At 67.2% G+C, this 15,366-nt stretch carries 13 protein-coding genes; 12 read left to right on the top strand and 1 reads right to left on the bottom strand.

The window, feature by feature from the left end:
- Positions 1–180 precede the first annotated feature (180 nt).
- The 11 genes from ACQEU8_RS08650 (at position 181) to ACQEU8_RS08600 (ending at position 12,467) form a co-directional block, all read left to right on the top strand.
- Positions 181–315, top strand: a complete 135-nt coding sequence (locus ACQEU8_RS08650; protein ID WP_280634732.1) for a hypothetical protein — start codon at positions 181–183, stop codon at positions 313–315.
- Positions 316–341: 26 nt separating this feature from the next.
- Positions 342–1,766 carry an N-acetylglucosamine/diacetylchitobiose ABC transporter substrate-binding protein gene (ngcE, locus tag ACQEU8_RS08645; protein WP_433098529.1) on the top strand — a complete coding sequence of 475 codons (1,425 nt, stop codon included), beginning with the start codon at positions 342–344 and terminating at the stop codon, positions 1,764–1,766.
- Positions 1,767–1,882: 116 nt separating this feature from the next.
- The gene (locus tag ACQEU8_RS08640; RefSeq protein ID WP_433098527.1) at positions 1,883–2,890 is read left to right on the top strand and encodes a carbohydrate ABC transporter permease; all 1,008 of its coding nucleotides are present in this window, start codon (positions 1,883–1,885) and stop codon (positions 2,888–2,890) included.
- Positions 2,891–2,908: 18 nt separating this feature from the next.
- Positions 2,909–3,874, top strand: coding sequence for a carbohydrate ABC transporter permease (locus ACQEU8_RS08635; protein WP_433098525.1), 966 nt, complete (start codon positions 2,909–2,911; stop codon positions 3,872–3,874).
- 232 nt (positions 3,875–4,106) lie between these two features.
- Positions 4,107–5,366: an extracellular solute-binding protein gene (locus ACQEU8_RS08630; RefSeq protein WP_433098523.1), complete on the top strand. Its 1,260-nt coding sequence runs from the start codon at positions 4,107–4,109 to the stop codon at positions 5,364–5,366.
- Positions 5,367–5,630: 264 nt separating this feature from the next.
- Positions 5,631–6,533 (top strand): carbohydrate ABC transporter permease, encoded by a 903-nt coding sequence (locus tag ACQEU8_RS08625; RefSeq protein WP_433098521.1) that lies wholly within the window; start codon positions 5,631–5,633, stop codon positions 6,531–6,533.
- Positions 6,533–7,438: a carbohydrate ABC transporter permease gene (locus tag ACQEU8_RS08620; protein ID WP_433098519.1), complete on the top strand. Its 906-nt coding sequence runs from the start codon at positions 6,533–6,535 to the stop codon at positions 7,436–7,438. Before ACQEU8_RS08625 ends, ACQEU8_RS08620 begins: the two co-directional genes overlap by 1 nt.
- 191 nt (positions 7,439–7,629) lie before the next feature.
- Positions 7,630–8,817 carry an ROK family transcriptional regulator gene (locus ACQEU8_RS08615; protein ID WP_433102237.1) on the top strand — a complete coding sequence of 396 codons (1,188 nt, stop codon included), beginning with the start codon at positions 7,630–7,632 and terminating at the stop codon, positions 8,815–8,817.
- A gap of 293 nt (positions 8,818–9,110) precedes the next feature.
- Entirely contained in the window at positions 9,111–10,223 is a 1,113-nt protein-coding gene (locus ACQEU8_RS08610; RefSeq protein ID WP_433098517.1) for a substrate-binding domain-containing protein, read from the top strand.
- A gap of 70 nt (positions 10,224–10,293) precedes the next feature.
- Positions 10,294–11,094: an ATP-binding cassette domain-containing protein gene (locus ACQEU8_RS08605; protein WP_433098515.1), complete on the top strand. Its 801-nt coding sequence runs from the start codon at positions 10,294–10,296 to the stop codon at positions 11,092–11,094.
- Positions 11,095–11,168: 74 nt separating this feature from the next.
- Positions 11,169–12,467: a sugar ABC transporter permease gene (locus ACQEU8_RS08600; RefSeq protein WP_433102235.1), complete on the top strand. Its 1,299-nt coding sequence runs from the start codon at positions 11,169–11,171 to the stop codon at positions 12,465–12,467.
- Between the two features lie 135 nt (positions 12,468–12,602).
- On the opposite strand, the gene ACQEU8_RS08595 is transcribed toward ACQEU8_RS08600, so the two are convergent.
- Complete coding sequence (locus ACQEU8_RS08595) at positions 12,603–12,857, bottom strand: hypothetical protein (protein WP_433098513.1); 255 nt, start codon at positions 12,855–12,857, stop codon at positions 12,603–12,605.
- Between the two features lie 498 nt (positions 12,858–13,355).
- On the opposite strand from ACQEU8_RS08595, the gene dxs reads away from it, so the two are divergent.
- The gene (dxs, locus tag ACQEU8_RS08590) at positions 13,356–15,269 is read left to right on the top strand and encodes a 1-deoxy-D-xylulose-5-phosphate synthase (protein WP_433098511.1); all 1,914 of its coding nucleotides are present in this window, start codon (positions 13,356–13,358) and stop codon (positions 15,267–15,269) included.
- Positions 15,270–15,366: the final 97 nt, after the last annotated feature.

The raw sequence follows: 15,366 nt of genomic DNA, 5'->3' as shown, positions 1-15,366 counted from the left end.
AACGTTGTCAGATTGTGATTTGCAGCGACAAGTAACGTACGTATGCCCCCTGGTGTCAAGTGAGTTGGAGATTTCCGAAGAAGGGGAAATCGGCACAGGTCTCAACTCGGGAAAGATGGCGGTCCGGACCGTTCTCGATCTTGCCCAGGTGGCGAAGAGTGGACTATACCTGTCCGCACCTTGAACGGTACCCGCGCGCGGGCGCCGTATCACTGGCGCACCATCCGCAAGATCCGCACCACCCAGCTTCAACTGACCCGCGGTGTCGGGCCCTTCGCCGGTGGCGAGTTGACGGGAGACCGGTACACCGCCTGAGTCCTGGAGAAGGCGAGGACTTGAGCATGGGAACCAACAGCGTCAACCGTCGCGATGTCGTCAAGGTCACCGCGGCCGGACTTCTCGCCGTGCCGGCCCTCGGCTCGCTGACGTCCTGCGCCACGGGCGGCGGTGACGACAACAAGGCCGAAAAAGGCAAGAAGTCGGCCAAGAATCCGCTCTCCGTCAAAGAGGACGCCGCTCTCGCGACGTATATCTTCAACGGCGGATACGACGACAAGTACGCGCGCTTCGTCAGCGACATGTACGAGAAGAAGTACCCCAAGGCGAAGGTCAACCAGAAAAAGACCGAGAAGATAGCCACTCAGACGCAGCCGCGGCTGGTGAAGGGCGACCCGCCGGACGTCATCAACAACTCCGGCGCCGACGACATGAACATCGCCAAGCTCGTCAAGAACAAACAGGTCACCGATGTGACCGAGCTGTTGGACGCGCCGAGCTGGGACGACCCGGACGTCAAGGTGCGCGACACCCTCGTCCCCGGCGTGGTCGAGATGGGGCAGTTCGGCAGCGACGCCTGCTACCAGCTCAACATCGCGCAGACCGTATACGGCGTCTGGTATTCGAGCAGAATGCTCCGCGAGGAGCTGGAGGTCGCCTACCCGACGACCTGGGACGAGATGCTCGACGTCTGCAAGAAGGCGAAGAAGAAGGGCATCCACGGCTGGACGTACGCGGGCGGCCACCCGCGCTACATGTTCTTCAGCATGTACGCGATGTTCGGCCAGGTCGGCGGCCGGAAGCAGCTCGAGGCCATGGACTATCTGGAGCCGAACGCCTGGAAGAGCGACGCGGTCAAGGCGGTGTTCGAGGCGTACGAGGAACTGCTGGCCAAGAAGTACGTACTGCTCGGATTCGACGGCGAGAAGGGCCATATCGAGTCGCAGACCGCCTGGACCAAGGGCAAGGCCGTCTTCATCCCCAACGGCTCCTGGGTGGAGAACGAGGCGAAGGACACCACGCCGAAGAACTTCGAGATGGCCGTCGGCGCCACGCCCTCGCTGGACAAGGGCGACGCCATGCCGTTCGGCACCCTCTACGCGCCGCCCGGCGAGCCCTTCATCATCCCGGAGAAGGCCACCAACCGGCAGGGCGGCCTGGAGTGGATGCGGATGATGTACAGCAAGAAGGCCGCGCGGAACTTCTTCCGTGAGGTCTCCTCCATGCCCGCCGTCAAGGGCGCCATCGACGGAATGCAGCTGCCGCCGGGAGTGGAGAGCTCGCAGCAGGCCGTCAAAGCCGCGGGCAAGAACGTCGTCATTCCGTTCTTCAAGGAATGGTATTCGGAGCTCTTCGACGACGATTTCAACAGCGTCGCGGGCAAGTTCATGATGGGCGAGATGTCGGTCAAGCAGGCCATGGACACCATGCAGAAGGCCGCCGACCGGGTGGCCAAGGACCCCGACGTCGACAAGATCAAGAAAGCCTGACCTTCAGCGGCAGCGGCAGCCCCGGGCCGGGAGACCGTCCGGCCCGGGGCGGGGGAGAGCGGAGCGGCGTGACGACAGACATACGGCCGGCCAGGAGCGGGCCCACGACACAGCGAATGGTCCCGTGGCGCAAACTGCCGCTGGGTCACAAACTGGCCTTCATCGCGGCGGTTCTGCTGCCGCCGCGATTCACCCCGGACCGCGTCCGCTACGACCGCAGATACCGCACGCTGGACAAATACCGTTTCATCGTCGGCTTTCTCGTGCTGCCGCTGGCCTTCTACGCGGTCTTCGTCATCTCCCCGTTCCTCCAGGCGATCTACTACTCGTTCACGGACTGGGCGGGCGGCGCCTCGGCGAACTTCGTCGGCGGCGACAACTACGTGAAGATGTGGAACGACCAGAAGTTCTGGGACTCCCTCGAAAGCAGTCTGCTGCTGATGGTGATCGTGCCACTGATCACCCTCGCACTCGGCATCTTCTTCGCCTACATGATCACCGCGGGTGGACGGCACCGCAGGGGAGAGGCCATCTCGGGGGTCTTCGGCTCCTCGTTCTACAAGGTCGTCTACTTCTTCCCGCAGGTGCTCTCCATCGCGCTGATCGCGGTCGTCTGGCAGCAGGTCTACAGCTCGCGCAGCGGTCTGCTGAACGGGGCGCTGGGTGCCGTGGGGCTGGACGGTCTCGAACAGCGCTGGCTGGGCGGCGACTACAAGCTGGCGCTGTTCGCCACGATGGCGGTGATCGCCTGGAGCTTCGTCGGCTTCTACGTGGTGCTGTTCTCGGCGGCGATGGGCGCCATCCCCAGGGACATCTACGAGGCGGCGCTGCTGGACGGCGCGGGGCGCGTCTCCACGTTCTTCCGGGTCACGCTGCCGCTGATCTGGGACACCGTGCGCACCGGCTGGATCTATATGGGCATCCAGGCCCTGGACGCCTTCGCCGTCGTGCTGATCATGGTGCCCAAGCACGCGCTGAAGGTCACCCCCGTCTACCTCTATGAGCGGTTCCGGGAAGGCCAGTTCGGCTACGCCACGGCCATCGGCGTGGTGCTCCTCGCACTGAGCATGATCTTCACGCTGATCGTGATGAGGATCGGGCGCCGTGACCAGATCGAGTACTGAGAAGCGGGAAGCGAAGCGATGAGTGCCGAACCGATGCCCACCGACGCCGCCACCGGCCAGCCGGCTGCCTCCACCGCGTCCCAGTCCGCGTCCGAGCCGCCCGCCGGCGGCCGGGCCACTCCGGACAAGCCCGGGACCAAGGGCCCCTGGCGCAGGGAGAGCGGCGCGCTGAATGTCTTCTCGCACGCCTTCCTGATCGCCTGGGTCGTCATGGCGGCCGGTCCGCTGGTCTGGGTGGCGCTGACGGCCTTTCGGCCCACGGCGGACTTCCTCAACGACCCGATGGGCCTGCCCAGCTCGATCCACTGGCAGAACTTCGCCAACGCCTGGACCGAGGCGAAGATCGGCCGGTACGCGTTCAACTCGCTGATCATCCTCGCGGGCTCGCTGACCGGCACCATGCTGCTGGGCTCGATGGCCGCGTACGTGATTGCCCGGTTCACCTTCCCCGGCAACAGGTTCATCTTCCTGCTGTTCGCGGGCGGCATGATGTTCCCGGTGATCCTGGCGCTGATCCCGCTGTTCACGATCATGGACAACATGTCCCTGCTGGACACCCGCCCGGGCCTGATCATCGCCTACATCGCCTACTCGCTGCCGTTCACCACCTTCTTCCTCACCTCCTTCTTCCGGACCCTGCCCAGCGGGGTCCAGGAGGCGGCGATGATCGACGGCGCCTCGCACACCCGGACGTTCTTCCAGGTCATGCTGCCGATGGCCAAGCCGGGGCTGGTGAGCATCGGGATCTTCAACTTCCTCGGCCAGTGGAACCAGTACCTGCTGCCGCTGCTGCTCAACAACGAGGACGAGAACAACTACGTCCTGCCCCAGGGACTGGCCGCGTTGACGGTTTCCCAGGGCTATGCGGGAGACTGGGGCGCCCTGTTCGCGGGGCTGACCATCGCCATGGTCCCGGTGCTGGTGGTCTACGCCGTCTTCCAGCGTCAGGTACAGGCCGGACTGACTGCCGGTGCGCTCAAGTAGGCCGCCCCGAACCGGCCGGTCGGGACAGTGATTTCAGGTTGGCCACGAAAGTGGCCTAGACCTGTGCGGCGGAATATGCCGTGAGTAGTCTCTGCGCCGTAGCGGCACGGGGATCACCTCGCCAGGCAGTCGGGGCTCTCCTCGCCCGACGTTGCCTGGGGGATCCGGGTCGCGCCCGGAGTGACGTACCACCTGCGAGCAAGTCGACACCGATGTCGAAGGGTTGAGCAACATGAACAAGAGAGCAGTCGCGGCCGGTGCCGCAGTGCTCGCCATGGCACTGAGCGTCACAGCCTGTGGCGGTGACAGCGGTGGCTCCGGGGACAAGAACACCATCAAACTCGTGGCCGCCGACTACGGCGACAAGAAGTCCAACGCCTCCAAGATCTACTGGGACTCGGTCGCCAAGGACTTCGAGAAGAAGCACAAGGACGTCAAGGTCGACGTCCAGGTCATCAACTGGAACGACATCGACAAGCAGGTCAAGACGATGATCCAGAGCGGAAACGTTCCGGACCTGCTCCAGACCGGTGGCTACGCGGACAAGGTCGCCGACGACCTGCTCTACAAGGCCGACGACGTACTCTCGCCCAAGACGAAGAAGAACCTCATCCCGTCGTTCGCCAAGGCCGGCGAGGTGGACGGCACCCAGTACGGCATCCCGTGGGTCTCCTCCTCCAGGGTGCTCTTCTACAACAAGAAGGTCTTCAAGGAGGCGGGCATCAAGAACCCGCCGAAGACCTGGGACGAGCTGTCCGACGCGGCGAAGAAGATAAAGAGCTCGAAGGCCGCCGACACCCCCTACGCACTGCCCCTCGGCCCCGAAGAGGCGCAGGGCGAGACGATGATGTGGGAGCTGGGCAACGGCGGCGGCTACACCGACAACAGCGGCAAGTACACGATCAACAGCAAGAAGAACGTCGAGACCTTCGAGTGGCTCCAGGACAACCTGGTCAAGCCCGGGCTGACCTACTCCAACCCGGCCACCACCGACCGTAAGACCGCCTTCGCGGACTTCGCCGCCGGCAAGGTCGGCATGCTCAACGGCCACCCGAGCCTGGTCCAGATGGCCAAGCAGGGCAAGGTCGACTACGGCGTCACCGCCATCCCCGGCAAGGAGGGGCCGCTGAAGTCCACGCTCGGCGTCGCCGACTGGATGATGGCCTTCAAGGACGGCGGCAAGCAGAAGCAGATCAAGACCTTCCTCGACTTCGTGTACTCGAAGAAGATGCTGAAGTTCGACGAGATGTACAACTTCCCGCCGGTCACCCAGGACGCGCTCAAGACGATGCAGTCCAACGGGAAGCACGAGGACCTGAAGCCCTTCTTCGACGAGCTGGAGAACGCGAAGTTCTACCCGCTGGGCGACCCGTCCTGGGACGTCGTCTCCGCCGAGATCAAGAAGACCGGCGGCAAGGCGGCCAAGGAGGACCCGAAGAAGGTCCTCGGCGACCTCCAGAAGAAGGCGGAAGAGGCCGCGGCCAACAAGTAAGAGCCGAACGTATTGGTTGCGGCCCGTCCCTGATTCCGCCGGACCCTCGCCGTCGTGGCGCGCCGCCGTTGCGGCGGGAATGGTTCGGGGGCAAGGCCCCCGAGACCCCCGCCGCGCCGCTGCGGCGGGGTCTGGGGCGGAGCCTCCAGGTGCTTTCCCGCCGCAACGGCGGGACACCAGGACGGCGAGGGTTCGGCGGTTGAAACGACGGGCCCAACCACAACGTTCGGTCACTCCGTCGAAAGACGCATGCAAGGAGACCCCGTGTCATTGAAGGCCCCGCCGGTTCGCCGCACTCGCGGTGGGCCGGCCCGGCTCGGCCCGCTTCCCTGGATCGCTCCAGTCGTCCTGCTCATTCTCGCTGTCGTCGTCTGGCCCGTCATCGAGCTGATCAGGACCTCGTTCCTGAACATCAGCATCGCGGGGATCGTGCGGGGCTCGGCCGGCACCGACAAGTACAAGAAGCTCTTCGACGAGACCGACTTCGGGCACGTCATCCTCTGGACCGCGCTGTGGACCGTCGTGGTCGTCGGCGTCACGATGATCGTCTCGCTGGCCCTGGCCCAACTGTTCAACCAGAACTTCCCCGGCCGCCGGATCACCCGCTGGGCGCTGATCGCCCCCTGGGCCGCGTCGGTCCTGATGACCGCCATCGGCTTCAAGTGGATGCTCAACCAGACGGCCGGCGTCCTCAACACCGTGCTGATCGACCTCGGCGTCATCGACAAGTCCAAGGACTGGCTCGGCTCGGCCGGCACCGCCTGGCCGTGGATGATGTTCGTGGCGGTCTTCGTCTCGCTGCCCTTCACCACCTACACCCTGCTGGCCGGGCTCCAGACCATCCCGGCGGATGTCTACGAGGCCGCGCGGATCGACGGCGCGAGCTCCTGGCAGACCTACCGCAGCATCACGCTGCCGCTGCTGCGGCCCGCCTTCCTCGTCGGTGTGGTCATCAACCTGATCAACGTCTTCAACTCGTTCCCGATCATCTGGGCGATGACGCAGGGCGGCCCGGGCAGCGACACCGCGACGACCACGGTGTTCATGTACAAGCTCAAGGAGACGGACATCGGCGAGTCCGCGGCGATGTCGGTGGTCAACTTCGTGATGGTCGTCGTGCTCGTGCTGATCTTCCTGAAGGTCAGCCGGTGGAACGAGGAGGACTGATGGCGACCGCAACACAGACCGCCGGATCCGGCCCCGTCAAGGAGGGGCCCACCCGTCCCGCCAAGCGCGCCGTACGAAAGCCCAAGCGCACCTTCCGGCCGCGCACGCTGGTGATCACCGCCGTCGCCTGGCTGCTCGCGGCGCTCTTCCTCGCGCCGTATCTGGAGATGATCGTCACGGCGCTGCGGCCCGCCGACGAGCTGCGCGACCGCACCTATCTGCCGGACAAGCTGCACTGGTCCAACTTCATCGACGTCTGGAAGGAGTCCTCGCTCGGGGACAACCTCCAGGTGACGCTGCTGATCTCGGGCGGTGCCACGGTGCTGGTGCTGCTCGTCTCGCTCCCTGCCGCGTACTACACGGCTCGGATGCGGTTCAAGGGACGCAAGTGGTTCCTGCTGCTGGTGCTGGTCACCCAGATGTTCCAGCCGACGGCGCTGCTGGTGGGCCTCTACCGGGAGTTCCACCAGCTGGAGATGCTCAACTCGGTCTGGACGCTGATCCTCACCAACGCCGCGTTCAACCTCGCCTTCGCCGTCTGGATCCTGACCGCCTACATCGGGTCGATCCCGGCCGAGCTGGAGGAGGCGGCGATGGTGGACGGCACCAGCCGCTTCGGGGCGATGATCAAGGTGACGCTGCCGCTGGCGCTGCCCGGCGTCGTCACCGCGGTGATCTTCACCTTCATCTCGTCCTGGAACGAGTTCGTGATGGGGCTGACGCTCTCGACCGAGCCGGACAAGCAGCCGCTGACGGTCGGGATCAACAACTTCATCGGCGCCTACACGGTGCAGTGGAACTACCTCTTCGCCGCGTCGGTCGTCGCGATCGTGCCGGTGATCGTTCTGTTCGCCTTCATCGAGCGCCACGTGGTCTCCGGACTGACGGCGGGCTCCGTCAAGTGATGTGAACGGTGCGCCGTTACGGGTCCCCGGCCGTGGCCGGGGACCCAGCGCGTTCGCCCTGCTCCGCTCCGTATGATGTGCCACAAATGAGCACCAGTCGGTCCCAGCCGAGCTCAAAGGGCTTGACGGGAAGATCCGCCGGGGCTCTGCTTAGGGTTCAGATGTTGGAGACAAACGGGGAGTGAACAGTGGTGGAGACTCCGGGGTCGCAGTCCTCGCTGCACCGGGCGAACCTCGAGCGCGTCGTGCGGGCCGTCCGCATGGCCGGATCGCTCACCCAGGCCGAGATCGCCCGCACCACCGGGCTGTCCGCCGCGACCGTCTCCAACATCGTCCGTGAGCTCAAGGACGCCGGGACCGTGGAGGTCACCCCCACCTCCTCCGGCGGTCGCCGGGCCCGCGCCGTCTCGCTGAGCGCCGACGCCGGGATCGTCGTCGGCGTCGATTTCGGCCACTCCCACCTGCGCGTCGCCGTCGGCAACCTGGCGCACGCGGTGCTGGCCGAGGACGCCGAGCCCATCGATGTGGACGCCTCGGCGGAGCAGGGCTTCGACCGCGCCGAGCAGCTGGTACGGCGGCTGGTCGGGGAGAGCGGCATCAGCCCGGCGAAGGTCATCGGTATCGGTCTGGGCGTACCGGGCCCGATCGACATGGAGACCGGCGTGCTCGGCTCCACCGCGATCCTGCCGGGCTGGGTGGGCACCAATCCGCGCGACGAGCTGACCGCCAGGATGGGCGTCCCGGTCTACGTGGACAACGACGCCAACCTCGGCGCCCTCGGCGAACAGGTCTGGGGAGCGGGCCACGGCGCCCGCGATCTCGCGTACATCAAGGTCGCCAGCGGCGTCGGCGCCGGCCTGGTGATCAACGGCCAGATCTACCGCGGCCCGGGCGGCACCGCGGGGGAGATCGGCCACATCACGCTGGACGAGTCGGGCCCGGTCTGCCGCTGCGGCAACCGCGGCTGCCTGGAGACGTTCACCGCGGCCCGTTACGTGCTGCCGCTGCTGCACTCCAGCCACGGCACGGATCTGACCATGGCCCGGGTGGTGCGGCTGGCGGGCGAGGGTGACCCGGGCTGCCGGCGGGTCATCGCCGACATCGGGCGGCACATCGGCAGCGGTGTCGCCAGCCTGTGCAACCTCCTCAACCCCTCGCGGGTCGTCCTCGGCGGTGACCTCGCCGAGGCCGGTGACCTGGTGCTGGGTCCCGTGCGGGACTCGGTGGCGCGGTACGCCATCCCCAGCGCGGCCCGCCAGCTGAAGGTGCTGCCCGGTGAACTCGACAGCCGCGCCGAGGTGTTGGGGGCTCTCGCGCTGGTCCTCAACGAGATGGGCGACACGACGCTGGTCGACGCCGCCGCGTCGGCTGTCGCCTGAGGCCGCCGCCTGAGAGGGTTCGCCGCCTGAGAGGGCTCGCCGCGATGACGGGTGGCCGTCTCGGTGGGCGGTGGCCCGCCGTTGCGCGCGCGGGCAGTTGTCCGGGTGCCACGCCGTCGTGGCTGATCGCGCCGTTCCCCGCGCCCCTTCGGGGCGCTTATGGCTTTCCGTCTTCAACGGATGGCATCGTTGTCATCTCGTTAAGGATTTGCTTATTGACCGCTGAGTCAGTGGCGAGTTGACTTCCCGCTACCTCGGCCGCAACGCCGCGGCCCCATCAGGGAGGTCTCTCAATGCACGCAGCGCTGCGCGGCATCGTCCTCGGCACCGTCACACTCTCGCTCGCCCTCACCACGGCCGCCTGTGGCAGTGCCGACCAGGCGGACGGCAAGGACAGCGGCAAGTCCAAGAAAGGACCGCTGACCATCGGGCTGCTGCTGCCCGAGAACCAGACGGCGCGCTACGAGCGCTTCGACAGGCCGCTGATGGAGAAGAAGATCAAGGAACTGGCGGGCAAGGACACCAAGATCCTCTACGCCAACGCCAAGCAGGACGCCAACGTCCAGCAGCAGCAGGTCGACACGATGATCGCCAAGAAGGTCGATGCGCTGATCCTCGACGCGGTGGACGCGAAGTCCGTCTCCTCCTCGGTCAAGAAGGCCGACGACAGGGACATCCCCGTCGTCGCCTACGACCGCCTCGCCGAGGGCCCCATCAAGGCGTACACCTCGGTCGACAACCCGCGGGTCGGCAGGATCCAGGCCAAGTCCCTCCTCGACGAGATGGGCGACAAGGCCGACAAGGGCAAGATCGTCATGATGAACGGCTCCGTCACCGACCCCAACGCCAAGATGTACAAGGACGGCGCCCACTCCGTCCTCGACGGCAAGGTGAAGGTCGGCAAGGAGTACGACACCAAGGAGTGGAAGCCGGAGAACGCCAACGAGAACATGAAGGGCGCCATCTCCTCGATCGGCAAGAAGAACCTCGTCGGCGTCTACTCCGCCAACGACGGCATGGCGGGCGGCATCATCACCGCGCTCAAGCGGGCCGGCTTCGACAAGTCCGAGCTGCCCCCGGTCACCGGCCAGGACGCCGAACTCAACGCCGTGCAGCGGATCCTGGCGGGCGAGCAGTTCATGAGCGTCTACAAGCCGTACGTCCCCGAGACCTCGGCCGCCGCCGCGTTCGCCGTCGCGCTGGCCCGCGGTGAGTCGGTGGACAAGGTCGCCACCTCGAAGACCGACAGCGAGTCCGCCAAGGACATCCCGACGAAGATCGTCACGCCGCTGCCGCTGGTCAAGGAGGACATCAAGAAGTACGTCGGCAAGTCCGGCTTCTTCACGGCCAAGGAGATCTGCACCGCCAAGTTCAAGAAGGCATGCGCCGAGGCGGGCATCAAGTAATCCCGTCGAGCGGCCCGCACACCCCACCGTTCCGGCGGCCCGCGGGTGTGACGGCCCAGGGGCATAAGGAGTGATTCACGTGTCCGCTACGCCCGTGCTGGCGTTGCGCGGAATCTCCAAGCGGTTCGGCGCCGTCCAGGCGCTCACGGACGTCGAGCTGGAGATCCACCCCGGCGAGGTCGTCGCGCTCGTCGGCGACAACGGTGCAGGAAAGTCCACCCTGGTCAAGGCCATCGCGGGCGTCGGCCCGGCAGACGAGGGCACCATCGAATGGGACGGCCGGCCCGTCCGTATCGACCGGCCGCACGACGCCCAGCAGCTGGGCATCGCGACCGTCTACCAGGACCTCGCGCTGTGCGACAACCTCGACGTCGTCGGCAATCTGTTCCTCGGCAACGAGATCAAGACGCGCACCGTACTGAACGAGGTGGAGATGGAGCGCCGCGCCCGCGAGCTGCTGGCCACCCTCTCCATCCGGATCCCCAGCGTCCGCGTCCCCGTCGCCTCGCTCTCCGGCGGGCAGCGGCAGACCGTCGCGATCGCCCGCTCGCTGCTCGGCGAGCCCCGCGTCGTCATCCTGGACGAGCCCACCGCGGCACTCGGCGTCGAGCAGACCGCGCAGGTCCTCGACCTGGTGGAGCGGCTCAGGGAGCGGGACTTGGGAGTGCTGCTGATCAGCCACAACATGGCCGACGTGCGGGCCGTCAGCGACCGGGTCGCGGTGCTGCGCCTCGGCCGCAACAACGGCACCTTCACGGTGAGCGAGACCACGCAGGAGGAGATCGTCTCGGCGATCACCGGAGCGAGTGACAACGTCGTCACCCGCCGAAACGCCCGTACCAGCGCGCGCACGACGGAGGTGCAGAAGTGACCACCGGCACCCCCACAGACGGCACGCCGGCCGACGGCACGCCCACCGACGGCACCGCGGCCGACGGTGCTTCCGTGAATATCACCAAGGACCCGAGCGGGCCGGTCGAGCACGAGGCGGCCGGGAACGGGACGGCGGCCCCGGACGCTCCCGTCGCGACCGTCGACCCACGGCTGCTGGTGCGCCAGCAGGGCTTCGCCGGTTATCTGCAGGACATGCTGCGCCGGCTGCGCACCGGTGAGCTGGGCTCCCTCCCGGTCATCGTCGGTCTGCTGGTCATCGGCGCGGTCTTCCAGATCCAGGACTCGGCGTTTCTCAGTTCGAACAACCTCAGCGACCTGTTCGTGCAGAGTGCGGGCACCGGGCTGATCGCCGTCGGTATCGTCTTCGTCCTGATCCTCGGCGAGATCGATCTGTCGGTCGGCTCGGTCAGCGGTATGTCGGCCGCTGTGCTGGCCGTCCTCAACATCAACCAGGGCATGAACGAGGTGCTGGCGGTCCTGCTGGCCGTCCTCACCGGTATGGCGGCCGGTGCCGTGCACGGCTTCTTCTTCGCCAGGATCGGCGTCCCCGCTTTCGTGGTCACCCTGGCGGGTCTGCTGGGCTGGAACGGCCTGATGCTGCAGATCCTCGGCCCCAGCGGCACCATCAACCTCGACGACGACGGGCTGGTGGCGCATCTCACCGGCTACTACTTCTCCGACAAGGCGGCGGCCATGGGCCTGGCCACCGTCTGCGTACTGGCCTTCCTCGGCTTCTCCCTGCTGGACCAGCGCCGGCGCAAGGCGGCGGACGTCCCCAGCCGCCCGCTGAGCGAGATCCTGCTGCGTACGGCGGTGCTGGCGATCCCCGCTTTCGCTGCCGCCGCCGTCTTCAACTCCTACAAGGGGCTGCCGCTGGCGGTGGTGATCTTCCTGGGCGTGGTCGTCCTCGGCGACTTCGTACTGCGGCGCACCAGCTACGGCCGCCAGGTCTTCGCCGTGGGCGGGAGCAGCGAGGCCGCCGCGCGGGCCGGCATCAATGTGCCCATGGTGCGGATCACCGTCTACGCCATCGCCGGGACGATGGCGGCGGTCGGCGGACTGTTCTTCGCGTCACAGATCAACGCGGCCAACCAGTCCTCCGGCGCGGGCAGCCTGCTGATGAACTGCATCGCGGCGGCCGTCATCGGCGGCACCAGCCTCTTCGGCGGCCGCGGAAAGACCTGGTCGGCGCTGCTCGGCGCGCTGGTCATCCAGTCGATCAACTCCGGCATGGCCCTGCTGGGCACCGGTTCGGCCCTCCGCGACATGATCACCGGCGCGGTGCTGCTGGCCGCGGTAGTGATCGACTCGGTCTCCCGTCGGACCCAGAAAACCGCTGGTCGGGCCTAGTACGCGGGACAGCCGGGTGCGCAGCCGCACCAATGCGCACGGGTCGGTCCAGGCGCCATGGCGGAGAGCGCCGGGACGCCTGGACCGACATCCGGAACACCGGGACAGAATAGCCGGCCTTTGCCTGCGCCCTGGCTAACGCCTGCCCTGCTTCTGCTCCCGGGCGAGTTCGGCCTGCTCGGACTTCTCCTTCGGTTCGTGCAGCCGCTCGTAGGCCTCCTTCCACGCCGGGTCGGGCTTCTCCTTCTCCGACTTCTCCGACTTCGCGGGAGCGTCGCTCGCGACCGAGGGCGGGCCGGCGGCCTGGGCCTGTGTGCCGGCCATGACCATCGTGAGAGGGGCGGCCACCAGGGCCGCGGCGGCGAGGAGCCGCTTGGGACGGTTCGGCATAGAGCCTCCGGTGAGTGAGAAGGGGGCATAACGGTCACAAGCCATGCCCGTTATGCGAGGATTGGCACAAAAATCGGAGCACGGCTGTCACAAGTCCGCAATTCCGCTGTCCTCTCCCTGGCCGCCCGCTGAACCGGCAGAGCCGCCCGCCGCCGCCCTGTCGCCCCGCCTTCCCCGCTCCGGGACGCCTCCGCGGCTTACGCCGCCGAACGGGTGTCATAGCCCCGCGTCACCTGCGCTTTCGCGCCGCTGTACGCAACCTCGGCCGAACCACGAGGGGCGCCCCGTGCACTCTTGGCGGGGTGCCCCTCGCGCGTGGCCGCCGCCGGGCAGGGCGCGGCATTCGTGTGAGTGAGATGGCACCGTCCGGTGAATCCGGGTGGGGGCGGAACATTAGACTCTGAGGGCACTACCCGGCCGCAGGTTGGGGGAAGATCGGCACGATCCGACAACGACGGCTCGACAGCGTTCGATCACGCTTGACGCAAGGAGGTACGGGTGGCGTTGCTGACCCGCATCAGGGGACCACGCGATCTGGACCGGCTCACCCCGGAGCAGCTGGAGAGGCTGGCCGAGGAGATCCGCACCTTCCTGGTCGAAGCGGTCTCCAAGACCGGTGGCCATCTGGGTCCGAACCTCGGTGTGGTCGAGCTGACCATTGCTCTGCACCGGGTTTTCGATTCGCCTGCCGACCGCATTCTGTGGGACACCGGGCATCAGTCGTATGTGCACAAGCTGCTGACCGGGCGGCAGGACTTCTCCAAGCTGCGGGCCAAGGGCGGCCTGTCGGGGTATCCGTCGCGGGCTGAGTCGGCGCATGACGTGATCGAGAATTCGCATGCGTCGACGGTGCTGGGCTGGGCGGATGGTCTGGCGAAGGCGAACGAGGTGCGGGGGCGGGATGATCATGTGGTGGCGGTCATCGGTGATGGTGCGCTGACGGGTGGGATGGCCTGGGAGGCGCTGAACAATATCGCGGCGGCCAAGGACCGGCCGCTGGTGATCGTCGTCAACGACAACGAGCGGTCGTACTCGCCGACCATCGGCGGTCTGGCCAACCACCTCGCCACGCTGCGCACCACCGACGGCTATGAGCGCTTCCTCGCCCGGGGCAAGGATGTGCTGAACCGGACTCCGGTGGTGGGCAAGCCGTTGTACGAGACGCTGCACGGTGCGAAGAAGGGGTTGAAGGACTTCATCGCGCCGCAGGGGATGTTCGAGGATCTGGGGCTGAAGTACGTCGGTCCGATCGATGGGCATGATGTTGCCGCGGTGGAGTCCGCGTTGCAGCGCGCCAAGCGGTTCGGTGGTCCGGTGCTGGTGCACTGTCTGACGGAGAAGGGCCGCGGTTATCAGCCCGCCCGCCAGGACGAAGCCGACCAGTTCCACGCCGTCGGCGTCATCCACCCCGACACCGGACTGCCCGTCAAATCCTCCGGCGCCGACTGGACTTCCGTCTTCAGCGACGAGATGGTCAAGCTCGGCCGCGAACGGAAGGACATCGTCGCCATCACGGCGGCCATGATGCGCCCCGTCGGACTGCACGCCTTCGCGCAGGAGTTCCCCGAGCGGGTCTACGACGTGGGCATCGCCGAGCAGCACGGGGCGGTCTCCGCCGCCGGGCTCGCCACCGGCGGCCTGCATCCCGTCTTCGCGGTCTACGCCACCTTCCTCAACCGCGCCTTCGACCAACTGCTGATGGACGTGGCACTGCACAAGTGCGGCGTCACCTTCGTGCTGGACCGGGCCGGCGTCACCGGCTCGGACGGCGCCTCGCACAACGGCATGTGGGACATGTCCATCCTCCAGTGCGTGCCCGGGCTGCGGCTGGCCGCGCCCCGCGACGCCGACCAGGTACGCGCTCAGCTGCGCGAGGCCGTCGAGGTGGACGACGCGCCGACAGTGGTGCGCTACTCCAAGGGCGCCGTCGGCCCGGCCGTCCCCGCGGTGCGCCGGGTGGGCGGCATGGACGTCCTGCGGGAGCCCGCCGACGGGGCCGCCGATGTGCTGGTGGTCTCGGTCGGCGCCCTTGCCCCGATGTGCCTGGAGATCGCCGACCTGCTCGACAAGCAGGGGATCACCGCCACGGTGGTGGACCCGCGCTGGGTCAAGCCGGTCGACGAGTCGCTGCCGCCGCTGGCCGAGCAGCACCGGGTCGTCGTCACCGTCGAGGACAACAGCCGCGCGGGAGGGGTCGGCTCCGCCGTGGCGCAGGCGCTGCGGGACGCGGGGGTCGACGTTCCGCTGCGGGACTTCGGCATCCCCGAGCGGTTCCTGGACCACGGGTCCCGCAAGGAGATCATGACGGAGATCGGTCTCACCGCGCCCGATATCGCCCGTCAGGTGACGGGACTCGTCGCCAAGCTGGACGGGCGCTTCGACGCGGAGCGGGCCGAGGTGGCCCGCGACTAGCCGCTTTGCGGGGTGCCCCCTTCGTCCCTGTGCCGGGGAGGGGGTGCCCCTGTCCGTCGTCCGGGGGCTGCGGGGCGCGTTGTTGGTCGCTCGCGCA

Source organism: Streptomyces sp. CA-250714 (genome assembly GCF_050936705.1).
In the GTDB taxonomy this organism is placed as follows: domain Bacteria; phylum Actinomycetota; class Actinomycetes; order Streptomycetales; family Streptomycetaceae; genus Streptomyces.
Note: the sequence above shows the minus strand (reverse complement) of the source record. Positions and strands in the feature narration are given on the sequence as shown.